The following is a 25,204-nucleotide window of genomic DNA, read 5'->3' on the forward strand; positions in this document are numbered from 1 at the left end:
CGGGGTTATGCGACTGTTAAAATAACAGTCGCGTTATTTAAAATATTGATACTGGCGTTGAGATCGCGGTCATGTTTGGACTGACACTCAGGACACGTCCATTCGCGCATCTTTAGTGTTAATTCATCTTTGCCAAGGATGTGATTGCAGTTTGAGCAAGTCTTTGAGCTTGGGTAAAAACGACCGACTGACTTCACAACCTTGCCTTGCTCATTGGCTTTATAGATAAGCTGACGCTTAAATTCAAAGAAACCCAAATCACTAATGGCGCGTGACAGCTTTCTATTTTTAACCATGCCTTTGACATTAAGACTTTCAATCGCAATCACATCAAACTCTCTGACCAAGCTAGAGGTTATTTTGTGCAACGAATCCTGCCTGATACCTCTGATCTTATAATGCAAACGAGAGAGCTTGGTTTTCGCCTTTTCTCTGTTTTTACTGCCTTTTTTAGTGCGACTCAGGTTTTTATTGAGTGTTCTTAATTTGCTTAAATATTTAGCTAAGGGCTTAGGTGCTTTAATTTTGGTGCCGTCTGATAAAACTAATAAATCGGTAATACCAAGGTCGATACCAACGCTTTTACCTGTCTTGATAATCTTTTTAACCCTGTGGTCTAAATCAACTGCAACGCTGACAAACCATTTCCCGCCGCGCTTAGAGATGGTGGCCGCCATTATTTTACCGTCAAACCGTAAAGCCTCTTTCATGCGCACCCAGCCTAAATTAGGGATGCGAATGGATTTACCTTTAATGGCAAATTGGTCGTTAGAGAGACTGAATCTATCGTCTTTACCACGCTTGCGCGTGACGGGGTATTCAGCCAGCCCTTTAAAGAAGTTGTTATAAGCATCGCCCAGTTGCATGATTGCGGCTTGCGGGGCACATTTTGTCACTTCCGTCATCCACGGGAATAGCTCACGTTTAATGGCGTTCAATTCGCGTCTGAGCTTGGCTTGTGAGGGTCTGTTTAGATTTTTGGAATCAATCTCAATACCAGCCAATAAACAGGCGTCACGGTAGGCCTTGTCCTCTCTATATTGACGTTGCCACTCATGCAAGGCCCAGTTGTAAGCTTTCCGCGCCACACCGCAAGCACGGGCAAAATGGTTCGCCTGTACGTTGTTTGGTTTGAGTTCGATGATATGACCACGGATCATAATACTTGTTTAACCGCCTCTATTAGTTTTTGATTTTTCTTGCTGCGAGAACCGTAGAGCCTCGCTGAAAATACAGTGATAATCTCTAATACATCTTGGGCTAATTCTTGCTCAAAACTAAGTTCCTCGCCTTGATTGATAATGACCACCTTAACATCACGCGCCTCACATAGCATAAACACCAATTCAGCACCAAAGCGTAAAAGTCTGTCTTTGTGGGTGATTACCAGTCGCTCGACTTTGTTGTCAAGAATGTCGTCAAGCAGGGTTTTTAAGCCTTTCTTCTTATAGTTCATACCACTACCAAAATCGGTGATTCTCTCGAAACGCCAACCTTGTTTGGCACAATAAAGTTCCAAAACCTGCGCTTGGCACTGCAAGTCATCTTTTTGGTCACGACTTGAAACACGAGCATAAGCAATGGTTTTTCGGTCTAATTTTGGTGGTGTATTTAAAGGGTGTGGTCTTACTTCATTTAAATCATAACGTCTGTGACCATTTTCGGTTCTTTTGGCGACTAACGTACCATCTTCATCCCAACGTCTTAATGTCGATTGAGCAACCCCAAAATGCTTGGCCGCCTCCCCAATACTAACCAGTTTTCCCATAACCCTATCTCTTTATTGTTTTTTAATTTACTTATTATAGATATAAATGATTAGAATTGGTTATATTTTAGGTAACTGTTCGTAACCCTTAATATTTGGCCCTATCTCAGACAGAATATAATAGGTGAATATTCAGCTTATGAATATCAAGCGCGCCCTACATCTATTATGTTTCTTTATTACCAAACTTTAAGGGTACACCGCCACCAATCAGTAATAAGTCATTGACCGTATTTAAGTTATTCGAGTCTGGATTGGCACGCGCAATATCAGCAAGCTTACGCGTTGGCGTCTTAGTTGAGAGCGCTGTAAATGCTTTACGAACCGCTGCATCGGTATTGTGCGGGCCAACACTGTTATCACGTTGCAAGGCAATGAGATTACCACCACGATCGACGACCGCTACCACAGCAGATTTACCTTCGGCATGACAGGCCGCCATGGTGGGCATCAATTAATTCATTGGCGAGCTCTAAAGAGACATTAGGCTGTTGTAATACTAGGCTAGCTTTGCCAACAGTAGGTGTAGCAGCCAAAACACCGGTTGAACAGCCGATTACTGCTAACGTTAATAAAGCTTTAGATAAATGGTTTGATATTGAACGCATCAAAAATTCCTGAGATGTCACTCACATATGTGAGCATGGGTTTGAAGTAATATCTTATAACGTTCAAAGTATTACACTAAAAAGTTAATCAATATAACGGCTAGTAACGGGTAAAATACGCTCGTCTTAAACGACTTAAAACCTTTGATCAGTTTCTTGCTGTTCGCTATCTGCTAACTTCTCATCATAATTAATATAGGGCACTTTTTTAATGGCATAAAGCTTAAAAGCATGCCAATAAATGCGTGTCAATGAGCTAATATTCATCAGCGGATTTTTCCGTAAGCTGTGCCGAACAGAATCAGCAGTCATCGGTACGCCAGACATCTTTATACCCGTTTTTAATACTTCACCGCGCGCGTCACTGATATTGATCGCAATACGAACTTGCAAGCAATTGGATGATTCTTTGCTTTGCTTGTTTACCGAAACTTGCCAGCAATATTGCTGATCGATGGGATTAAAGGGGGACACATGAAAGTTTTTATCATGACAAAACTCAGTGTCCGCCCCATCTAATAAAAACCCATAATAATGACGTTTATTCCACGGCGTATTAGAGACTTCAGCTAATAAATGAGTCGGCATCTGCTCATTATCAAAGCCCAAATAGAAGTTCACTGGGCTAAAATACACCCCTACGTTACGGCAGACTACCAGCCCGATCATATCGCCTGTCGGCGCGCTACCGGTATGTTTCATAAACGCATGATATAAACGCTTTGCTAATTTTTGAGCGGGTGCTTGGGCTGCGTTACAGCCGTCATTTGCATTGTCAGGAATATTAGCAGTGTTATCGTTGCTGTCCCCATTATTTCCATCGACATCTTCTGAGCCATCTAAACCCATTAAATAATCTTCGGCGCAAAACTGCTGTAGTGCCTTATGCTGTGCTGAAAATAGCGGCAGTCCTTTAAAACGGATACGCTTACTTATTGTCGGCGTCTTTACCTCGGGTAGGACCTGCCCTGCTGCTAAAGCGCTAATGTTCACGCCCCAATAACGGTACGGATAAGCAAACTTGTGCACACTTGGCAGCAGACGACTATGCCATGTCGTTCCATAAAAAAGCTGATGCGGCATCGTTTGCGACACCTTTGAATGGATAGATTCAGACGACGGTGACAAGGTAGGCATAATATTCTCTTAAATAAAAAGTAACTTAATGACAGTCTTACTTATAAACAACTTCACGGTATATGCAACCTAGCGGCGACGTCCGAAAAATCCGCGTTTCACCTTGTCTGTATGGCTCACAGCATCCGTCTGTAAGGTAGCAATATAATCAACCAGCTCTTGATTGGTAGTGGCAGTCATCACCTGACGTTTCTTAAGTTTGCGCGGCTGCTTATCCGCTTTTACCGGTAAATCCTGATAACGAAATGGTGTATGCGCACTCTCAGCATCAGGTAGATGACTAGGGTCTACCTCATCCTTAATATCAATAGTGCTACCTAAGGCCTGACAAACGCGCAGACCACTTCGTACTCCGTCTTCATGAAAACCATTAAACCAATATGCCCCGCAAAAGTGAGTATGCAGACCGCTACCGGAAATACGTGACCACTGAGCTTGGGCATTAATCATCGCTTTATCAAAGACCGGATGGCTATAATCAATGGTTTTAATCGTCTGTGCCGGATCAATCTCACGATTTAAAGTCACTAAATAGTTATGTTGCTTGGTCAAGCGCTGTAAGATATTCATATGATAAGTGAGCACTGGTTTTGATGTGACTTGCTCCCTATTGTCATTAGCAGCGGTTTTTTGGCTATTTTTTACCTCGGATTCTATATCTACCTTGTTGTTGATAAGATAATTCCAACTTGCCCATGCCAAAGGCTTCTTGGGCAACACACTGGTATCAGTATGGAGTACGGCAGTATTTTTGGTAAAGTGAAAATGGCTAAGCACCTCTGACTCATCTGAACTGGCATCACTTAATAAACGCAAAGCGGTATCGGCATGGCAGGCAAAGATAACCTCATCGACTGTTAATGATTGGGAGTCACTACTGGTTTTAGTCTCTGCATCAGTATTTATATTGGTATTTACATTAGCATATGTAAAAGTTATGGAAATCTTGTCATCGTGACGTTTAATAGACTGTACCGGACTATTAACCCGTACCATCCCGCCCGCTTTAACAAAGCGCCTCACCAACTTATTAACATACTGCTTAGAGCCGCCCTTGATAGTAAACCACTGCGGACGGTTAACGACCTCCAGTAAACCGTGGTTATCAAAGAACTGTGCGAAAAACACTAACGGAAAGTCTTCAACTTCTTCCAGACTGGTTGACCAGATGGCTGATACCATAGGTAATAGATAGTTATCAGTGAATAACTGGCCATAACGTTGATTGGCTAAATAACTACCGAGCGTTTGCTCAGTAAATATACTGGTGTCTTGTCCCTGCGCTCGAGCACTGTCATAATCTTTACTAAGCTGAAGAATGTGTTTATTGAACTGTAAAATATCTTTGATAAACCGCCAAAACTTGGGGCTAAGTATATTTTTACGTTGCGATAATAGCGTGTTGAGCGTATGACCATTATATTCAAAGTTGCGGTCAGTGTTTTTGACCGAGAAGCTCATATCAGTCGCTTGAAATGGCACTTGTAAATCATGCAACAAACGGAAAAAATTAGGATAAGTTCGCTCATTAAAAACAATAAATCCGGTGTCAATTGCGCTAGTCTCTGTTTTATTCGCTTTTGATTTTTTACCGTCTTGCAGCGCCACATCAATAGTATTGACATGCCCGCCGATATAATCATTGGCTTCAAATACCGTCACATCATATTGCTTAGCTAAATAATGCGCACAAGTTAGCCCTGATACCCCTGAGCCAATAATAGCTATTCGTTTTTTTTTCTGAGTATTTAATGGGTCTTTGACAATACTGCTATCCTTTACAGGCGTTCGCTGGCGACGAATAAACGACATAAACACTTTCCTTTGTACTCTATTTAGATATTCTATTTGATAGGGTATTGCTAACTACTTTTTATTCATTTTCTTGCTGACTTGCTGCCAAACCATATCCGGTAACGTACCCAAAGCCTTTAGCGGTAACGTTAGCTTTTTAGGAAACTCAATCACCTCATCACCATTTTCAATACCGTCACGAATAGCACGACTGGCCTGTTCTGGTGTTTGAATAAATGGCATTGGGAAGTCGTTTTGTTTGGTCATTGCGGTTTCTACGAACCCCGGTACGACTAAGCTTACTGATACTTCATGTGGCGCCAAGCTAATTTGCAAAGTTTTCATTAGATAATGAATTGCCGCCTTTGAGCTACCATAAGCTTCTGCACGTGCAAACGGTACGTAAGCAGACGCTGAACCTATACCCACTAATCGTCCACGTGAAGCAATCAGTTTAGGCAATACGCCTTCAATAGCATGCGATAAGGTGCCCATATTGACCGACATCACTTTCATAAATGCGCTACTATCAAAGTTTGGCATATCTAGATATTCGCACATGCCAGCGCCACAAATTGCTAAATCGACCTGATTAATCTTGTCGAAGGCCTCAATGACCTTGTCACGGTCCATTAAGTCCAAATCAACCGGGGTTGCGCCTAGGTCTTTAAGCTCGGCAAGCGCTTCATCATCACGGCCGACCGCATATACTTCGTGACCTGCTAGAAGATAGTCTTTGGACAATTGATAACCGATACCAGAGGTCGCACCAGTAATCAAAATATGAAGTTTTTTAGGAGAAATTGTCATCTTAAACATCCTTTTAAATCGCTATGGAGGGACATGAAACTTTTAAAATATGCCTTATTCTATGCGAGCAGTAGTTGTTTTTGTTCACGCTAAGCTAATCAAAGAATTGCTTTGATTTACCAAATCTAAATAATCAGTATTTAGGCAATTATAGTATAAGGTGGCACGGCTATTGTTGTAACTTCGCAAGCGCATGGTTAGCTATCGGTTTTTATTGACCCAACTTATTAAGACAATATGAAAACTAATACAGTTAACTCGCGGTAATTTTAATGCGAAGAAAATCAGTGCAGACTATAATTCTTCTGTTACCAGCGGCCTAAGACAGGATAATATCAGCATGCTACAATGCCAAAACTGCACGCACTTATTATAATTAATGTTAAATAAAATTGATACGTATATAAATGCGTGCAGCTGATAAAAAATTTTTAGCGTGCTATGCGCTTCGCCAGACAGAGGCTGCAAAATTTCTACCAGCCACACTGCATCTGCCTTAAAGTGTACCGACCATATTAATAATTAAACGAAGCTGTTTAGGCGGACTTATCGATTAGGCAAAGCTATATTTTTTACCTAATCGCGTCCTTACCATGCCCTGATAACTATCAAAGCTTTATGAAAATTGTCAAAACGTTATATAATCATTATTTGACTTCCCTAAACCTCAACCACAGATAAAAAGGATCTCTCATGAGCGAACTGCAACTGTCTGACCGTGTCAATAACATCAAGCCGTCACCTACCCTTGCCATCACTAGTAAAGCCAAAGAACTAAAAGCGGCTGGCAAAGACATTATCGGTCTAGGCGCTGGCGAGCCTGACTTTGATACCCCAGAACATGTCAAACAAGCGGCGATTAAAGCGATTAATGATGGATTCACTAAATACACGGCCGTTGATGGTACTCCTGAGCTCAAAAAAGCAATCATTGAAAAGTTCAAGCGCGATAATGATCTCAGCTATGAGCCTAATGAAATCTTAGTATCAGTCGGTGGTAAGCAGTCCTTCTTTAACCTTGCACAAGCTTTTATCAACCCAGGTGATGAAGTTATCATCCCAGCACCGTACTGGGTCAGCTACCCTGACATGGTTATCATCGCAGAAGGCGTGCCGGTCATCGTCAAATGTCCTTCTGAGCAAGATTTCAAAATCACGCCACAACAATTAGAAGACGCCATCACTGACAAAACCAAAATGTTGGTACTGAACAGCCCTTCTAACCCAACGGGTATGATTTATACCTTAGACGAGCTAAAATCTTTGGCTGAAGTGCTCAAAAAGCACCCACAAGTCTATGTTGTATCAGATGATATGTACGAGCACATTCGCTGGACCGGTGATAAGTTCTATAATATTTTGAACGCGGCTCCTGAGCTAAAAGACCGCGCTATTATCTTAAATGGTGTATCAAAAGCTTATGCGATGACCGGCTGGCGTATCGGTTATGCGGGTGGCCCTGCCAAATTGATTGGCGCGATGAAAAAAGTACAGTCGCAGTCAACCTCATGCCCAGCGTCAATCAGCCAAGTTGCTGCCGAAGCGGCTATCAGTGGTGACCAAAGCGTCCTTGTGCCAATGGTAGAAGCGTTTGAGAAGCGTTGTGACCTCGTCGTTGACGGCTTAAATGCGATTAAAGGCATTACTTGCTTGCATCCTGACGGCGCGTTCTACGTTTACCCTAATATCGTGCCTTTGATTAAAGCTGCTGGCCTGTCTTCTTGTACTGAGTTTTCAGAATGGTTACTAGAGAAAGTTGGCGTTGCTGTCGTTCCTGGTGATGCATTCGGTCTTGGTGGCTATATGCGTATCTCCTACGCCACTGATGAAGCAACGCTAAAAGATGCACTATCACGGATCGAAAAAGCCGTTGCGGACTTAGACGTTACTGAATAAGCATTAACAATTAGCTAGTTTGAAAGAGGATACTTAAGAGTGATTTCAAAACCAAAAAAAGGCGTCCCATAAAGGGCGTCTTTTTTCTATTATTGAATCTATTGTTCGTCGAATTTAGCGTATAAAATTCGGTGTTTAAGTATTAAATCTTATATTTTTTATAGAAAGTGCAAAAAAGGCTTGACCTATTTTTTATCTTTGCTAGAATACGCCCCACTTAGCACGAACTTGAAAGAGTCTGCGTTAAGCTAACTGTAAGATAATAAACACTTACAGCTCATTCCTCAATAGCTCAGTTGGTAGAGCAACGGACTGTTAATCCGTGTGTCCCTGGTTCGAGCCCAGGTTGAGGAGCCAAATTTCAGTAATCGCTAGTAAATTTTTTGAGTCATCTTTGATTCGATTATGGCATATGCCAAGACCCTCATCACTTTGATGGGGGTTTTTTTATGGCTACTATTATAAGACATTGAATATCTCTGATGCTACTCGATTAGAAAGCTATTTTCGCTTTCAATCATGAGTTATTGACCTTAATTTTCACATTTATAACAATAAGCAGAACTATCTATTAGGCTAGGGTTGACAGATATCAAAACCTTGGCTAAAATGTGCACCTCTTAACGCGAACAAGCTTAGCGGCTATTACCGTTGTTGTTTAGCCAGTTTTTCGTTATCACAGCTTATTCCTCAATAGCTCAGTTGGTAGAGCAACGGACTGTTAATCCGTGTGTCCCTGGTTCGAGCCCAGGTTGAGGAGCCATATTGTGGAAAGCCTTCATCATTATCCGATGAAGGCTTTTTTATGGATGCTGTATTAGCGCTTCTGTAGTTTTCTTTTGAGCGGTTTTGTTGTATGGTAAGTGTTATTGATAACTTTTGGTTAATAGCCTCTATCGTAAATATTTTCAGATGGTAGTGGCGCTGTTAGCGAATAGCTTAAGGGCTATTTATCAAAAAGCTGTCTATTGTTTAAACGCTGTCTCTAGTTCTCGTTCAAGTTCTTTATTCCTACTCACTAACAGTAATGGTTTATTATGATACCTGTACGCATAAAAAATAAATTTTCTGATCATCCGCAAAAAATCATGCGACCGATTAGTATTCGCCTCTCTGAGGAGATGATTGAGCTGTTAGAGGCGACCTCATCAGAGCTTGGCTTTAAACGTATTCAAGGGCTGATTCGTTTATATATTCGCCAAGGTCTTGACCGTGATCATCAAGACTATACGTTAGCGCACGATGAGGTGTTCATTGAGACGCTACGTAAGCGCGGCGTCAGTCAGCATATTATAGATGAGGCTATTGTGGTCACGCATAATAATAGTATTACCCATCCATTATCTGAGCTGCAAAATAACGATTAGCGCTGAAGATATTTTCTCGCTGTCATTAACAGCATCACCGATATGAGATATTATTCATAAAAGAAGCACTGATAAAAAAATACGTGAGGGTTAAGCTTACTTACTAGTACTTAACCCTGACATATTTGTCATCTCCAATCCCTTTGCTTGCTTCTTATTATTATTATTTTATTCTGATTATTACTTTATTTTCTGATACTAATATTTTCTTTGAACTGGCTTCACCTCTAAAACCTCCCTTTTTTTAGTCACACCTTATAAACTTTTAGCTCATGTCTTGCAAAATTTAACACAATATTTAGCAATGATTAAGCGTACTAGTCCCGGAAACACGGTATATTAAAGTTAATGCTCTGCTCATAAGCTCAGCCGCAACCTATATTACCCCCGGCTTGTCTGTAACCTCGTCAAATACAATCAAAACATTTTTGATCTAGGCGTGTTGAGCATCTACAAACAGTCTATATTTGAGTCATGGTCGAATATCAAACATACCCTAATTATAATAACTTATAATAAAAGACTGGCCGTGTGAGTTTACAAGGAGAGAGATAATGATAGCTTGCTTAAAAAAGCGTTTAGGCATGGTAGCTGGCGATAATCATACGCTCATACATCGACGTGCGACATCATTCCACTCAGTATCGAGCTGCCCGTCTCAGCGCACAGGTAATGTTCTATTACTACTGCTAGCGCTTGGCACAGTGCCGGTTATCACTGGCTGCTCCATGCCGCAAACTGATCCCAGTCAGCAAACTATTCCCACCGACTCTAATCAATGGCAGAAAAAACTGGGCGATACTTTTGAGCAGTTACCTACAAATGATAGACAGCTACTCAGTCGCTACATGCTGCGAATGAAGCTCAGTGAAGCTTATCAATCAGGAGCAATGCCGCGTACAACCATTAAGCAAGCCTTAGTGCAGCAGCGTGAATATGAACGCTTGCATCCTAACAATCCGACGGGTAAAAAAAGTCCCGTCGTCGCCAGCCAACAAACCAGTGTTATCACTGCCCAGACTTATCCTATCGCCCTACTCCCAGTCAAAACTAGCGATAGCGATAGCGATAGCCTAAACCAAGTTAAGCTACAGTTCATGCTGTCCAATCATGGCTCAGTACCCATTAAGAGCTTTAAGGGGTCGCTACTGATGAAAGATGCCAAGCTAACTCAAGGCAAAGGCTTTAATGTACCGCTGACGCAGTTTACACCACCTATTACGCCTGAACAGTCAGGTAAAATAGTGATTGAGACTAGTATCGAAGACATCAACGTCATGCGCGCTATTAGAAACACTCAAGACGTAACGGTTGAAATTAATGACGCCACCCTTACGCTCACTGATGGAAAAAAAATCGAGTTTAAAGATAGGCTCGCGAGATGACAGTAATGTCAATATTTAATCTTGAAGTAAAAAAAAGCCATAAAAAAATCCCCAATCAATTAATGACTGGGGATTTTTTATTATACTTAAATTTGGAGGAGACGGAGAGATTCGAACTCTCGAAGGGCTACGAACCCTTGTCGGTTTTCAAGACCGGTGCATTCAACCACTCTGCCACGTCTCCATTTGTGCATCATTATAGCGATCTCAAATAAGAATGCAAGGGCTAATGTAAAAAAACTAAATTATTTTGTCGCTAACCGCTGTTTGCTGACCTGTTGCTTACTAGAGGCGAGATGCAGACACATATCTAATAGCCGATTGGCATAACCCCATTCGTTATCATACCAGGCAAAAACCTTATACTGATTGCCCACTTGCATCAACTGCTGACCGTCTATGATGAGCGATTCAGGCTGATGGATAAAGTCGCTTGAGACCAATGGCTCATCGGTATAAGCCATGATGTTGACCAAGTGTCCTTCACTGGCAGATTGTAGCGCCTCTCTCATCGCCTCTATACTAACATCTGGCGTACTAAACACAAAGGTCACATCAATAGCAGCGACATTAATAGTCGGCACCCGAATAGAATGACCATTAATTTTGCCGACCATCTTTGGTAGCACGCGTTCAGTGGCCGCGATACTGCTCGAGGTGGTAGGAATAATGTTATATCCTGAAGCACGCGCCCGTCGTGGATCACGATGTGCTTGATCCAGCACGGTTTGATCCGCAGTGACCGCATGGATTTCCGTCATCATCGCAGACTCTACCCCAAAGGCCTTATCAAGAGTATCAATCAATGGCACCAATGCTTGCGTGGTACAAGAAACGCTAGAGATAATCGGTAGCTCATTGGTTAGCTCGTTGGTATTAACACCCATAACGATGCAGGCATCAACGTCATCAAAGGGTGCAGCACCGATAATAACTTGCTGGGCGCCAGCTTCAATATGTAAATGAGCTTGATCGTAAGAGCGAAAATAACCGCTACATTCTAGCACTACATCGATGCCAAGCGTTTGCCACGGGAGCTTTTGCGGGTCTGCCTCTGAGAGCATACGTATACAGTAAGTATGATTATTCTTGGTCAAGCAAAGCTCAGTCTCACTATAGTCATTGACAGTATCAACAACCAACTCCGCATTGACCCCAAGCCGACTTAAACGTCCGTGAGTGCTGTCAAATTTCAATAAGTGCAATAATATATCAGCGGGTGCTAGATCATTAATAGCAACCACATGAATGGCACGCCCAAGTACCTCAAAGCGTTCCAGCAGCGCGCGCAACACATTACGGCCAATACGCCCAAAGCCATTAATAGCAATTCTAAGTGGCTGTGTGTGCTCGCTGGTCGCATGGAACGCGGCTACTACCGCAGGATCAGACGTCAGACGGTAGGTAGCGCTAGAAAAATCAGGCATAAAAGAGGGTCGCTATAAATGTAGGAATAATGTAGGAACGAGGATATTCTGGCGTCATAGAGACAATGACCGCATGAGGTTAGGCGTGCTTATGTCATGCACGCCTTGCGAGTTTTAATCATAAATGGCTGTAATAAGAGGCTGTTATGAAAATTTACGGGGTAATAAAAATCAGTGCCAAGCGAATAGTATTATAGTCAATGGTCTGCTTGAGATGCTCAAAAACGGGTCTTAGCTTGATGTTACCATCATCATGAAAGTCGTTAGGATTGTTAGCTACTTTGATAGCCACATAGGCATTACCGACCGCGGTCATTACTGCATCGTCAGGGCGCAGATGATCACAAGCGAGGCTTTGATCTTCGCGTTTTAGATCACTAATATGGCGCATAATAGTCGATTGTGCAAGCCCACGCGTTTGCGCAATTTCAGCAATGCTTAGACTTTCTTCCAATAGTAACCGTGTAGCAAGTAAGGTACTGGCCGACTTATCAGCGACTTGATTGCCTAATTTTTGCTTTTTATCTTGCTGCGCTTGCTGTTGTTCTCGGCGTTTTTTTTGTAGATTGGTATAGGCATCAATCACTGATTTACTAAGCGTACCGCCCGTTTTTAGAATAAACTTTTCGTGCGCTTGCTGCATACTTTTTTCATCAAGCATCGCATAGTTGGCATCGGCTTCATCAGAGAGCTCTAGAAACCGTTTATCTGCCCCGCGTGCTAGTGGGTCAAGCTGTAAGCTCATCTCGTTCATGCCAAGCAGCTGTAAGCCTGCCAAAGATTTAAGCCGTGATAATGCCACATAGCCTTGGCCAAGCTCAAAAGTACGAGACAAATCAATTTCAGCGGCATCAAGGGTCATCCCTTGCGATTTATGAATGGTAATCGCCCAAGCCAAACACAAGGGTACTTGTAAATAGCTTGCCAGCACCTCGCCACTTTCGTCTTCAATCATCCATTCTTCAGGCTCGGCGACTACTTCACGCCCTGAATTTAGTCGGACCACTGGCATTTTTTGGGGTGCTGGCTTTTTAGTTTTAGTTTTTGACTTCTCTTTTGCTTTAACATCAGTACCAGTATTATCGCCGGCGTCAGCCTTGTCATCAGCGCTTAGCTCATCATTATCTTCCTTGATTAAAGCGTCACTTTTATCCTTACTGCTATCATCAACCTTTACCGCTGCAAAGCCAATCAACTCGCCCATCGTGCCGTTAGAGACGCCAAGCTCAGTATTGTTTTTGATAAACATGACTTTCGCGCCGACTTTCAGGATAAGCTCATCTTGAGTACGCACGGTCTTTTTCAGCGTATCTACTAGCTTAGTATCGCCAGTTGCCGTCGCGTCAAATCGCTTCATCTCACCAGATAACGCCGCAAGCTCATTATCATTGATTTTATTAACATTGAGATTATGGGTATATAGGCGAGTACGGTTAATATCAACGTCTTGATCGTAAGTGGCTTCTAAAGCCGCTATCGACTCAAAAGTCACCTGCTGACGACGGATTTGATTCAAGATATCATCCAAATCAAGTCCGCCATTAGCCTCTTCACTGACCTGCCGATGCTGCTCACTCAAATAACAAATATGAAACTTTGCCTCCAGCCACGCCTCGGACATAAAAGCGAATTTTTCTCTATTACTCTCACCCTTGCTGCCAATAGGCGGCAACTGAAAAAAATCTCCTGCAACCACCACTTGAATACCGCCAAATGCTGAGTCGTTCTTGCGGACATGCTTGAGCACTTGGCTGACCAAGTTCAGCTGCTTAGCATGCAGCATGGATATCTCATCAATAATAAGTACAGCGGTATCTTTCAGTCTATCGGCTAAAAACTGCTTACGAGATAAATTGGTTAAATCGCGCTCGCTCAGCTCATCCTTAATGCCAATTCCCGACCAGCTATGAATAGTAGTGCCATTCATATGGGTGGCAGCAATTCCGGTACTTGCGGTCACTGCCACCGGAACTCGGCGAGCGCGCAAATAATTGATATATTGATTAAGAGTATAAGTCTTACCTGAACCTGCCGAGCCCGTCAAAAAGACGTTTTGACCTGTTTTTAAGATATCAAGAGCAGAAGATTGACGCATATATCCAAACCAACCAATAACATGAGAGAGGGAGAGAGCTGCTATTCAAAACATTCAATGGGTAGCAGTGTAAATACAATGAACCATAAAACAGTATGACTGTTTATAAGACAGCTGATTATAACAGCTGTACACGCTTTGCGAACCTATTTAACCATAGGATGACCAATAACTTAAATTTATGTATTAACTAATTTATTCTTATTAAAAGTCATTATAAGTCTGACTAAAAGCTCAGTACGATAGACAGACAGTACGAGAGATAGTCAAGATCAGGAAGATCAGGTAATCAAGGTGTGAGCAGCCCTATTATATAGGGTTATTGAATTGTTTATAACATAGCTTACACGCTTATATTGCCTTATAAAACAACACAATAAGGAGTTATAAATGCTATACGCCTACCCTAACACTGAAAACAGTCCTGTACAGTTCCGCAAAAAATACGATAACTTTATTAATGGTGAGTGGGTCGCGCCAGTTGATGGCGAATACTTCGACAACTCAAGCCCTATCGATGGCAAAACCATCTGTCAGGTTGCGCGCTCTAAAGCCGCTGATATCGAAAAAGCGCTGGACGCCGCTCATGCTGCCAAAGAAGCTTGGGGCAAAACCAGTGTCACTGAACGCTCCAAAATGTTGCTCAATCTTGCCGATGGTATCGAAGCCAACCTTGAAAAGATCGCTATTGCCGAGTGCTATGAGAACGGTAAACCAGTGCGCGAAACCCTTGCCGCTGATATTCCAATAGCAATTGACCATTTGCGTTACTTCGCTGGGGTGATTCGCGCGCAAGAAGGCGGTATCAGCCAAATTGATGAAGATACGGTCGCCTATCATTTTCATGAGCCACTGGGCGTCGTCGGTCAAATCATTCCTTGGAACTTCCCTATTCTAATGGCAATCTGGAAAATTGCTCCTGCCCTGGCAGCGGGTAACTGTGTCATCCTCAAGCCTGCCGAGCAAACCCCCGCTTCTGTTTTGTACATGCTTGACTTGATAGGCGCGGCCGACATTCTACCTAAAGGCGTACTTAACGTCGTTAACGGTTTCGGTGTTGAAGCCGGTAAGCCAATCGCTTCCAATCCACGCATTGATAAAGTTTCCTTTACGGGTGAGACCACAACCGGTCGCTTGATTATGCAATACGCTAGTGAAAATATCATTCCAGTGACTTTAGAGCTTGGTGGTAAGAGTCCAAACATCTTCTTTGCTGATGTGATGGATGAAGACGATGACTTCTTAGATAAAGCGGTTGAAGGCTTGGTCATGTTTGCGCTGAACCAAGGTGAGGTCTGTACTTGCCCGTCACGCGCTCTCGTTCACGAAAGCATCTATGATGAATTTATGAAACGCTGTATCGCCCGCGTTAAAGCCATCAAAATGGGCAACCCACTCGATACAGATACCATGATTGGTGCACAAGCCAGCTCTGATCAGCTAGAGAAAATTCTTTCTTATCTCGATATTGGTAAAAAAGAAGGCGCCAAAGTCCTTGTTGGTGGTGAAATAGCCAAACATGATGGCGACATGGCAGACGGTTACTATGTACAGCCGACCATCTTTGAAGGCACGAATGATATGCGCGTGTTCCAAGAAGAAATCTTCGGTCCTGTACTTGCCGTCACTACCTTTAAAGACGATGAAGATGCTATGACTATTGCTAATGATACCTTATACGGTCTCGGTGCTGGAGTATGGACGCGTAATGGCACTCGCGCTTATCGTTTCGGTCGTGGCATCAAAGCGGGTCGTGTTTGGACCAACTGCTATCACCTCTATCCTGCCCATTCAGCGTTTGGCGGTTACAAGCAGTCTGGTATTGGCCGCGAAAACCATCTAATGATGCTAGATCATTATCAGCAAACCAAAAACATGCTGGTCTCTTATAGTCCTAAAGCCATGGGTTTCTTCTAGGTCGTTAACTGCCAGCGCTTCATTTACAAAGTCGTGGAATCATAGAGTAGATACTTTTTGCACATTGGGATCGAAGATAAATGACTGGGAATTATTATCATGAGTAAGAAAATGAAAGCCGCTGTATTGCATGAATTTGGTCAACCTCTGCAAATTGAAGAGGTTGATATCCCAACACCAGGTGCTGGTGAGATTGTGGTCAAGATGCAAGCGTCAGGCGTTTGTCATACTGACTTACATGCGATTGAAGGAGACTGGCCGGTAAAACCTAGCCCGCCATTTATCCCTGGACACGAAGGCGTAGGTCTGATAACGGCAGTTGGTGAAGGCGTCACCCACGTCAAAGAAGGCGACCGCGTTGGGGTTCCTTGGCTGTACTCTGCCTGTGGTCACTGTACCCATTGTTTAGGTGGTTGGGAGACCTTATGTGAGCGTCAAGAAAACTCTGGCTATTCGGTCAACGGCAGTTTTGCAGAATATGTTCTAGCCAATGCCAACTATGTCGGCATTATCCCTGATAATGTTGACTCCATTGAAATTGCACCCGTTCTATGTGCGGGCGTTACTGTATATAAGGGCCTGAAAATGACCGAAGCCCGTCCGGGTGACTGGGTTGTTATCTCTGGTATCGGCGGATTGGGTCATATGGGCGTACAGTACGCGATTGCTATGGGACTAAACGTTGCCGCTGTAGATATCGATGATGAGAAGCTTGAATTTGCCAAAAAGTTAGGGGCCACTGTCACTGTTAATGCTAAAAACACCGATCCCGGTGAGTATCTAAAAAAAGAGATTGGTGGTGCTCATGGTGTGCTAGTGACCGCTGTGTCCTCTAAAGCGTTCGATCAAGCGCTGAGTATGGTAAGACGTGGTGGTACCGTGGTCTTTAATGGTCTACCAACAGGTGATTTTCCGGTATCGATTTTTGATACCGTTCTGAACGGTATCACCATACGTGGCTCAATCGTTGGTACGCGTCTTGACTTGCAAGAGTCATTAAATATGGCAGCAGCAGGAAAAGTAAAAGCGACCGTCGCCGCTGAACCGTTAGAGAATATCAATGATATTTTTGAGCGTATGCGTGCTGGAAAAATCGAAGGTCGCATTGTAATTGACTATAATATGTAGCTATATGATAGTTTGATGATTAACGTGCTTAATCATCAATGATGGGTCGTATCATTGATGATTAACGTGCTTAATCATCAATGATGGGTCGTATCATTTTCAGCCACATGCTACTAATAATGTGATTGATGGTGATACGACCTTTTCTCTTTTATATAGAATACTTATTTCTAATAAAATTAAAATTTTAACGATAAGGAGTATTACATGAAACTTGCTGCTACAGAATCTTGTAAAGAACTGATCGAACTATTAAAATCCAAGCACGGCGATTTGATGTTTCATCTATCAGGAGGTTGCTGTGATGGCAGCTCTCCAATGTGTTATCCATTAGGTGAGTTCAAAGTGGGTGGTCAAGACGTGCTGATTGGTGAACTTGCTGGTTGCCCTTTTTATATGGGTAAACCGCAATATAAGTTATGGCAACATACGGATTTAACGATTGATGTGGTCAACGGTCGCGGTGCGAGCTTTTCGCTAGAAATACCAGAAGGCAAACGTTTTATGGTGCGTTCTGAGGTTTGTGCGGTTGAAAGTGATACTGAATCTGCTAAATAATTAAACTATTATATAGCAACTTGTTATTAGCTAATATTTACCACTCCACGACACTTTGGAAACTGTGTGCAGCCAGTAGCAAATGCTTTATCAACTATTAGCTAGCTATTGCCTAAGTTTGTTAATGCTAAGCATTTCCACAATATATAACTTTAATAATACACGATAACCAAATAGGTGTAGTACGCTATAGAGTCGTTACTCGCTGTAAAAAGCTAGCCAAATTTTCATATAGTTTCATGAAGATCGCCCTTTGGATTATAAGAATGAATACACCTGCTGCCTCTTTAGTCAAAATAACGCTGAGTACCTGTTTATTAATATCATTACCGGTAATGGGTTTAGCCTCCACCAACACCCCGCAAAAATGGAAGATGGATGTGCCAAAAACCAACGTAGACTTTAAAGTGGCCTATTTAGGAAATGGCACCATTGAAGGTCAGTTTAATAAAGTTAACGGTTCAATCAATTACGATATGAAGAATCCAACTGGCACTACAATAAATTTTACCGTCAATACCAATAGTATAGATGCAGGTGGCAATCTACGGAATGCTCTTTTGCGCCGAAAAGAGCTACTTAATACTGCGCAGTATCCTACTATGACTTTTGTATCAAAAAAAGTTAAAATGATTAATCCTAAAGAGGCGAACGTAACCGGTAACTTTACTGTCTTGGGTCAGACCAAACCTTTAACCGTTAAAGTAACGCTGGCAAATATGAAAAATGACCCCGTGACTCAAAAACCTATTTTAAAGTTTCGGGCAACGGGCATGATTGATAGGTTTACTTATGGGGTGACAGCTTTTCCAAGCATCGTCGGTAATATGATACCCCTTGATATAACGGGCGAACTTATTGCTGCTAGTTAATCGTAGAAAATCTTAAAAAAAAGAGCTGCCAGATTACTCCAGCAACTCTTCTATAGTCTAACAACCAAATTCTAACTAAACTAAATTCTAACTAAACCAAACTATTCACCGCATCAACTACCGCTTCGGTGGTAATACCAAACTCTTTATACAAGTCGGTAGCAGGCGCTGACTCGCCATAAGTCGTCATACCGATGACTTTGCCGTCAAGACCTACGAACTTGTACCAGTAATCTACATGCGCCGCTTCTACTGCTACGCGCGCGCGGATATTGGCAGGCAATACGGCTTCACGATAGCTGGCATCTTGCTCGCTAAAGATTTCAGCACAGGGCATAGACACCACACGAACACCAACGCCATTGTCGCTCAAAGTTTCATAGGCTTGCATGGCAAGACCAACTTCTGAACCAGTAGCGATAATGATGGCCTGTAGCTCGCCTTGTTCTTTAGCAAGGACATAACCACCTTTGATGATATTGGCGACCTGTTCGCTATCGCGTTGCTGATGTGGCAAGCTTTGACGACTAAAGATCAATGCTGATGGATTATTTTCTGATTTGATGGCTTCAACCCAAGCGCTAGCAGACTCGGTCGCATCACAAGGACGCCATGTGCGTAGATTAGGTGTGGTACGCAGGCTGGTCAATTGCTCAACCGGCTGATGGGTAGGGCCATCTTCACCAAGACCGATAGAGTCATGAGTATAGACATGGATAATACGCTGCTTCATCAATGCACCCATACGGACGGCGTTACGGGCGTATTCCATAAACATCAGGAAAGTTGCTACGTAAGGGATAAAGCCACCATGTAGCGCGATACCATTAGCAATCGCGGTCATGCCAAACTCACGCACACCATAATAGATATAGTTGCCTGCGGCATCGTCTTGAATACCTATGGCGTCTTTGAATAGCGTTAAGTTCGAGCCAGCAAGGTCAGCTGAACCGCCCATGAGTTCTGGTAATAATGGCTGCAAGGTATTGATTGCATTTTGGCTGGCTTTACGACTGGCTACATCACCGCCTTGTTCTTGGCACTGTTGAATATAGTCTTGCGCTTTCTTATCAAAGTCAGCTGGCAGATCACCATCTAGACGGCGTAATAGCTCAGCTGCTAGCTCTGGATACGCCTTTTTATAAGCTGCAAAATCCGCATCCCAGTTCTTCTGCAGCACATCGCCTTTTGGCTTGCCATCCCACGCCTGATAGATTTCTTCATCTAACTCAAAGGGGGCATGTTTCCATGACAACGCATCACGGGTTAAAGCGATTTCGTCGTCACCCAATGGCGCACCATGACTAGATGCTAAGCCTTGCTTATTCGGGCTACCCGCGCCAATAGTGGTTTTACAAATAATGAGGCTAGGTTTAGTGTTCTCTTTGATCGCTGCTGCTGTCGCTTCGGTAATGGCATCGGTATCATGACCGTCTACTTTAATTACTTGCCAGCCGTAAGCTTCAAAACGCGCTTGCGTATCATCAGTGAACCAGCCTTCAACATCACCATCAATTGAGATGCCATTGTCGTCGTAGAATAGTACTAATTTGCCAAGACTTAACGTGCCAGCAAGCGAGCAAACTTCATGGCTGATACCTTCCATCAAGCAACCATCACCTAAGAACGCATAGGTATGATGATCAACGATATTATGACCGTCACGATTAAACTGTGCGGCTAGCGTTTTTTCTGCAATAGCAAAACCAACAGCGTTAGCAATACCTTGGCCTAGTGGACCGGTAGTGGTTTCAATACCTGGGGTATAACCAAGCTCTGGATGACCAGGCGTTTTTGAATGCAGCTGACGAAAGCCTTTTAGGTCATCAATGCTAACGTCATAGCCTGATAAATGCAGCAATGAATAAATAAGCATCGAGCCATGACCATTCGATAACACAAAGCGGTCGCGGTTATACCAGTTAGGATCGGCAGGATTATGCTTTAAAAATTTGCGCCACAAAACTTCAGCAATATCGGCCATACCCATCGGCGCGCCAGGGTGACCAGAATTGGCTTTTTGAACCGCATCAAACGACAGTACGCGGATGGCATTGGCTAATTTACGTTCGCTAATTGGAGCAGGCATAGAGTGTCCTAATATTCGAATGAGAGGTATTGAAGATAAGAGGAGAGTTTACTCAAGGGTAAGCAAATAAGGACGCGAAATGCGCCCTTAAATAATAGGCTGTAAAATTAAAGCGTAATCTTACCATAGTTGGCCTAAGCCACGCCAAAAAATGGCATGACAAGACCGTTAGTATTTAACAATGATTCATATTAGTTTTGCCAAATTAGCACTGATAATAAGCCACTAATTGTTAATTCAAAATACTTATTTAAGCCAACTTAAGCCAAAATAGTTTCTGCACCGCCCATAAACGGACGCAATACTTCTGGAATGGTAATGCTGCCATCCGCGTTTTGGTTATTTTCCATCACGGCAAGCAAGGTGCGTCCGACTGCCAACCCTGAACCATTCAAAGTATGCGCAAGGCTGGTTTGCTTGCCATCTTTGACGCGCGTACCCATACGGCGCGCTTGAAAGTCACCACAGTTTGAACAGCTTGAGATTTCACGATAAGTATCTTGGCTAGGCAGCCACACTTCAATGTCATAAGTCTTTTGCGCGGCAAATCCCATATCACCCGTACATAGCTGTACCACTCGATACGGCAAATTCAGCTGCTGTAAGATATCTTCTGCTTGTCCGGTCATTGCCTCAAGTAACGCATCAGATTGGTCAGCTGTGGCTATATTAACCATTTCGACTTTTTCAAACTGATGCTGGCGAATCAGACCACGGGTATCACGACCATGCGAGCCAGCTTCACTACGAAAACAGGGCGTATGCGCGGTGAACTTTAAGGGTAGCTCACTGATGTCTAAGCGCTCGCCGCGTACCAGATTAGTCATTGGCACTTCAGCGGTAGGAATCAAATAAAAATCCATTTCATCATTATTAGTATGATTGCTTAGCTTAAACAAATCATCTTCAAATTTAGGCAGCTGACCTGTGCCTTTTAAACTGTCTGAATTGACAATATAAGGCACATAAGTCTCAAGATAGCCATATTTCATGGTATGAGTGTTGAGCATAAACTGAATCAGCGCCCGATGCATTTGTGCTAACGGCCCTTTAAGGACGTTAAAACGGCTGCCTGTAATCTTGACTGCTACTTCAAAATCCAACATACCTAAGGTCTCACCGATGTAAGTATGATCTTGAATCTCAAAGTCAAACTCACGCGGCGTGCCCCACTGGCGTACTTCTACATTGTCATCTTCTGACTCTCCAACAGGCACATCGGCTGCGGGAATATTGGGAATTTGTACTGCCGCTTGGGTAATACGCTCTTGCAAGCTGCGCAGATTATCTTCAGCGGTTTTAATCTCACCGCTCACACTCTGCATTTCAGCCAATAACTCACTGGCATCTTCACCTGATTTTTTGAGAGCGCCCACTTGCTTGGCCCCTGCGTTACGACGCGACTGCAACTCTTCGGTCTGTACTTGTAACGATTTACGCTCATTTTCGATGGTTTGCCAAAACTCCATATCCAGTGCATAGCCACGGGTGGCCAATTGCTGTTGTAAACCGTGTAAGTCGCCGCGTAAGAGTTTCGGATCGATCATAATATTTGCCTGTAACGCTGAGAGTGAATAGAAAGTTAACAAAGAAAAATCAATGAAGCACACAAATACTAAAGCAAAAATTAACTTTATAAAATCGCCATGCCATTATATCTGTTATGCACGTTATGATGACACTTGTTAGCCGCTATGATACCAAGACCCAGCAGTTTTGACTACGTTTTCGCTTATTATCATAATAGCTTATAGCCTGTTGAGTCGTCATCATTTCACACCACCCTTTTCATATTTTAAGGGAACAATTAAAGGCAATCTGCATCAGATGATGCCTATTATCACTATCGATATGAATCTAACGCTCAGTAGATAGGCTTATATGTTTCTTTTGGAGGCACTTTTCGGTAAGATAAGGCATAACTTTGCTCCCTTATATTTGCGGACGGTGTTGACCTCGCTTGCCATACACCTTTATATCCTGCACTCAGCTTCCTTACGACGCTTTTATATTGGAATAAATATACCTATCCACTTCCAGCCCAGTAAGATCGTGGCTAACCCGAGTATTTGAGAAACCTTTATGGCCCTGTACCCCTACACGCTACAACCTGTCGCCTTAAACCTGACCGAGGCTGAATTTCACCAAGCGCAATATGAGCTATTTTCCAGTGCCAGCCCCTCTTTTGGTCTGTCAAGTATCAAAACCAAAGAATGGATCATCATGGCGGTAGTAGTGATACTGGCGATTGCAGGACTGGTGTTTGTAACGGGCTACTCAACGATTATTTTTTGGGTGATGCTAGTTTCTGCGGCGATTTATCTACTCGTTCGTACCCTTGGCTTTAAATGGTATGTCAAAAGAGAGTTTGAAAAACAAGTGGCTGACCAAGAAATGCCGGATGAAATGCGCCAGATGAAGCTGGGTGTCCAAAAGCATGGATTGGTCATGGCAATGCCAAACAATCAACCTGACTCGATGAAAAACTCACAAATGCGCGGCATGCAAATGCGTGCAGGCTCAACGCAGCAAGCGATTATTCCATGGACTGCGATCAAAAGCTGGGATGAGACTGACGACTATATCTTCATGATGTTTGAGATGAAAGGCCAACAAGGCAGTCAAATCGTGCCCAAACGCTTAAAAGCCCAAAAGTTCCCTATTGATACGGTACGCCAACATTTAGAAGAAGTAATTCCAATAAAGGGCTTACAAACTGAAAACTTACAGCCACCCGCTTAATAGCCTATAGTTTTAAATTATGAGTGGTTTGCTGGTCTTTCATTGGTTTTACAAAACACAATACGTGTTTTGATTTAATTAACTTAACTTATCATCGATAGCTTGCTATTATAGTAAGCATCAGAGGTAAGGCAACTTACCCGCTATCTTTATACTCACACTTTTTTTACACTCACACTTTATAATAAAACCACAAGGATAACATTATGAGTAACACAACGAATAATGACAGCACCAATCAAATCGGTTTAGAAAGAGCAGATATGAGCCAAGTAATCGCTAAGCTTAACAGTCTTTTGTCCAGCTATCACACCTTCTACATCAACGTACGCGGCTATCACTGGAACGTAAAAGGTGAGCACTTCTTCACCTTACACCCTAAGTTTGAAGAGCTGTACACCGCACTACAATTACAAATTGACGAAATCGCGGAACGTATCTTGACTCTAGGTGGCACGCCACTCCATGCTTACAGTGATTTTGCTCAGCATACTGGTATCGCTGAAGACAAGAACGTTAAAGATGGCACGACTTGTGTGAAAGGCGTAGTAACAGGTCTACAAGCCCTTATCGAAGAGCAGCGTAAAATATCAGCGCTAGCAGCAGATAGTGATGACCAAGGATCAGCGGATCTGGTCGATGCTTATGTGCAAGAGCAAGAAAAACTGGTTTGGATGTATAACGCCTTTTTAGGTTAATAATGGTTGGGTTAATAGCAGCTTGACTAAAAAGCCAATAGTAATCGAATAGAACTAAAAATAATAAAAAAGCACCTAATAGGGTGCTTTTTTATGGTTTGAATGTCGCTGGAACCAGAGCCGCTAAAATACAGTCACTAAAATAAAAATAGAGCGACTTACTTTTGAGTCCATTGGCGAATTTTTTCACGCTCAGCTGGCGTCGCATTGAGCCACAACTGCATAAACTGATCTAGCGTACTAACCGACTGGCCTATGTTTGCCGTTTGCTTGACAGTATAATTTGTAGGAGCCGCCATACCTGTGTTTACATTACTTTGGGCAGTAGTCGCCGGTTGCCCTAATGCGGCAATAGCGCGCTGGTTTTGTAGTTCAGCATTACCGCTGCCACCGAATACACCGCCCAATGCCTTACCGAGTCCTGAAAAGATTCCACCGTCACTACCGGCCATGCTTTGCTGACTGGCAACGATCGTATTGTTTTGTTGTACCGCTAGAGTTGGACGATCAGCATACTCTTTGGCCGCTGCATAGTCTTCTGGCTGACCCGGCATGGTTAGACGGTAGGTTTGGTTATCCGTCATGTCGGCTGCAACACTAATATTGCCTGAACGCAGATAATCGTGCTCATCACGGGGTAAGTTATATAAGCGATCATATTTAGCAGTGATCACATGCTGACCAGGTTGCAAAGTAAATGTTTTAGTTGACGGCTGGAAGACACTTTGTTTGATTTCTTGCCCATTGATAGCAGTCACTTTAATATTGTCATCAACCAGCACGGTAACTGCTGCATGTGACAGCATAGATACTGAGCCGGCACCCAGTAACAACGTACTAATGGACAGTTTTTTTAGCCAAGAGGCGGTAAGTTTCATAAGTTATCCTATCAGTGATGAAAAAATTTGAATGG

The 25,204-nt window shown here is 43.0% G+C and carries 20 protein-coding genes and 3 tRNA genes; 11 read left to right on the forward strand and 12 right to left on the reverse strand.

What is annotated here, in order from left to right; translation table 11 throughout:
* Positions 1–5 precede the first annotated feature (5 nt).
* From U1P77_RS07100 to U1P77_RS07125, 6 genes are all read right to left on the reverse strand, one after another.
* Positions 6–1,160, reverse strand: coding sequence for an RNA-guided endonuclease InsQ/TnpB family protein (locus U1P77_RS07100; protein WP_321154353.1), 1,155 nt, complete (start codon positions 1,158–1,160; stop codon positions 6–8).
* Complete coding sequence (locus tag U1P77_RS07105; RefSeq protein WP_321154354.1) at positions 1,157–1,768, reverse strand: IS607 family transposase; 612 nt, start codon at positions 1,766–1,768, stop codon at positions 1,157–1,159. Before U1P77_RS07105 ends, U1P77_RS07100 begins: the two co-directional genes overlap by 4 nt.
* 166 nt (positions 1,769–1,934) lie before the next feature.
* Positions 1,935–2,219: a GlcG/HbpS family heme-binding protein gene (locus U1P77_RS07110; protein WP_321154355.1), complete on the reverse strand. Its 285-nt coding sequence runs from the start codon at positions 2,217–2,219 to the stop codon at positions 1,935–1,937.
* Positions 2,220–2,511: 292 nt separating this feature from the next.
* Positions 2,512–3,513 (reverse strand): DUF1365 domain-containing protein, encoded by a 1,002-nt coding sequence (locus U1P77_RS07115; protein WP_321154356.1) that lies wholly within the window; start codon positions 3,511–3,513, stop codon positions 2,512–2,514.
* A 69-nt stretch (positions 3,514–3,582) separates the two neighbouring features.
* Complete coding sequence (locus U1P77_RS07120) at positions 3,583–5,325, reverse strand: NAD(P)/FAD-dependent oxidoreductase (RefSeq protein ID WP_321154357.1); 1,743 nt, start codon at positions 5,323–5,325, stop codon at positions 3,583–3,585.
* A 54-nt stretch (positions 5,326–5,379) separates the two neighbouring features.
* A complete protein-coding gene (locus tag U1P77_RS07125) occupies positions 5,380–6,117 on the reverse strand; it encodes an SDR family NAD(P)-dependent oxidoreductase (RefSeq protein ID WP_321154358.1) in 738 nt (245 codons plus the stop codon).
* A gap of 693 nt (positions 6,118–6,810) precedes the next feature.
* On the opposite strand from U1P77_RS07125, the gene U1P77_RS07130 reads away from it, so the two are divergent.
* The 5 genes from U1P77_RS07130 to U1P77_RS07150 all read left to right on the forward strand — a co-directional run bounded on the left by U1P77_RS07130 (position 6,811) and on the right by U1P77_RS07150 (position 10,765).
* The gene (locus tag U1P77_RS07130) at positions 6,811–8,013 is read left to right on the forward strand and encodes a pyridoxal phosphate-dependent aminotransferase (RefSeq protein ID WP_321154359.1); all 1,203 of its coding nucleotides are present in this window, start codon (positions 6,811–6,813) and stop codon (positions 8,011–8,013) included.
* Positions 8,014–8,294: 281 nt separating this feature from the next.
* Positions 8,295–8,370, forward strand: a tRNA-Asn gene (locus tag U1P77_RS07135).
* Positions 8,371–8,700: 330 nt separating this feature from the next.
* Positions 8,701–8,776, forward strand: a tRNA-Asn gene (locus U1P77_RS07140).
* A gap of 274 nt (positions 8,777–9,050) precedes the next feature.
* Positions 9,051–9,380, forward strand: coding sequence for a CopG family transcriptional regulator (locus tag U1P77_RS07145; RefSeq protein ID WP_321154360.1), 330 nt, complete (start codon positions 9,051–9,053; stop codon positions 9,378–9,380).
* Positions 9,381–9,934: 554 nt separating this feature from the next.
* Complete coding sequence (locus U1P77_RS07150) at positions 9,935–10,765, forward strand: hypothetical protein (RefSeq protein ID WP_321154361.1); 831 nt, start codon at positions 9,935–9,937, stop codon at positions 10,763–10,765.
* A 93-nt stretch (positions 10,766–10,858) separates the two neighbouring features.
* On the opposite strand, the gene U1P77_RS07155 is transcribed toward U1P77_RS07150, so the two are convergent.
* From U1P77_RS07155 to U1P77_RS07165, 3 genes are all read right to left on the reverse strand, one after another.
* Positions 10,859–10,949: transfer RNA gene (locus U1P77_RS07155), tRNA-Ser, on the reverse strand.
* A gap of 61 nt (positions 10,950–11,010) precedes the next feature.
* Positions 11,011–12,192, reverse strand: coding sequence for a type I glyceraldehyde-3-phosphate dehydrogenase (locus U1P77_RS07160; RefSeq protein ID WP_321154362.1), 1,182 nt, complete (start codon positions 12,190–12,192; stop codon positions 11,011–11,013).
* A gap of 154 nt (positions 12,193–12,346) precedes the next feature.
* The gene (locus U1P77_RS07165) at positions 12,347–14,287 is read right to left on the reverse strand and encodes a DEAD/DEAH box helicase (protein ID WP_321154363.1); all 1,941 of its coding nucleotides are present in this window, start codon (positions 14,285–14,287) and stop codon (positions 12,347–12,349) included.
* A gap of 390 nt (positions 14,288–14,677) precedes the next feature.
* Here U1P77_RS07165 and U1P77_RS07170 point away from each other — a divergent pair, with 390 nt between their 5' ends.
* The 4 genes from U1P77_RS07170 to U1P77_RS07185 all read left to right on the forward strand — a co-directional run bounded on the left by U1P77_RS07170 (position 14,678) and on the right by U1P77_RS07185 (position 18,762).
* Positions 14,678–16,204 (forward strand): acetaldehyde dehydrogenase ExaC, encoded by a 1,527-nt coding sequence (locus U1P77_RS07170; protein WP_201556246.1) that lies wholly within the window; start codon positions 14,678–14,680, stop codon positions 16,202–16,204.
* A 99-nt stretch (positions 16,205–16,303) separates the two neighbouring features.
* Positions 16,304–17,332, forward strand: a complete 1,029-nt coding sequence (adhP, locus tag U1P77_RS07175; RefSeq protein ID WP_321154364.1) for an alcohol dehydrogenase AdhP — start codon at positions 16,304–16,306, stop codon at positions 17,330–17,332.
* 207 nt (positions 17,333–17,539) lie between these two features.
* Positions 17,540–17,890 (forward strand): DUF779 domain-containing protein, encoded by a 351-nt coding sequence (locus tag U1P77_RS07180; RefSeq protein ID WP_321154365.1) that lies wholly within the window; start codon positions 17,540–17,542, stop codon positions 17,888–17,890.
* 266 nt (positions 17,891–18,156) lie between these two features.
* Entirely contained in the window at positions 18,157–18,762 is a 606-nt protein-coding gene (locus tag U1P77_RS07185; RefSeq protein ID WP_321154366.1) for a YceI family protein, read from the forward strand.
* A 91-nt stretch (positions 18,763–18,853) separates the two neighbouring features.
* On the opposite strand, the gene tkt is transcribed toward U1P77_RS07185, so the two are convergent.
* Positions 18,854–20,851 carry a transketolase gene (gene tkt, locus U1P77_RS07190; RefSeq protein ID WP_321154367.1) on the reverse strand — a complete coding sequence of 666 codons (1,998 nt, stop codon included), beginning with the start codon at positions 20,849–20,851 and terminating at the stop codon, positions 18,854–18,856.
* A gap of 260 nt (positions 20,852–21,111) precedes the next feature.
* Complete coding sequence (serS, locus tag U1P77_RS07195; RefSeq protein WP_321154368.1) at positions 21,112–22,398, reverse strand: serine--tRNA ligase; 1,287 nt, start codon at positions 22,396–22,398, stop codon at positions 21,112–21,114.
* A gap of 535 nt (positions 22,399–22,933) precedes the next feature.
* Between serS and U1P77_RS07200 the strand changes: the two genes are divergently transcribed.
* Both U1P77_RS07200 and U1P77_RS07205 read left to right on the forward strand, forming a co-directional pair.
* Positions 22,934–23,593 carry a YcxB family protein gene (locus U1P77_RS07200; RefSeq protein ID WP_321154369.1) on the forward strand — a complete coding sequence of 220 codons (660 nt, stop codon included), beginning with the start codon at positions 22,934–22,936 and terminating at the stop codon, positions 23,591–23,593.
* A gap of 206 nt (positions 23,594–23,799) precedes the next feature.
* Positions 23,800–24,291 carry a Dps family protein gene (locus U1P77_RS07205; RefSeq protein ID WP_321154370.1) on the forward strand — a complete coding sequence of 164 codons (492 nt, stop codon included), beginning with the start codon at positions 23,800–23,802 and terminating at the stop codon, positions 24,289–24,291.
* Between the two features lie 158 nt (positions 24,292–24,449).
* Here the strand turns inward: U1P77_RS07205 and U1P77_RS07210 are convergent, their stop codons facing one another.
* Positions 24,450–25,169 (reverse strand): DUF2057 family protein, encoded by a 720-nt coding sequence (locus tag U1P77_RS07210; protein ID WP_321154371.1) that lies wholly within the window; start codon positions 25,167–25,169, stop codon positions 24,450–24,452.
* Positions 25,170–25,204 lie beyond the last annotated feature (35 nt).

It is taken from the genome of Psychrobacter sp. LV10R520-6 (assembly GCF_900182925.1).
Lineage (GTDB): Bacteria > Pseudomonadota > Gammaproteobacteria > Pseudomonadales > Moraxellaceae > Psychrobacter.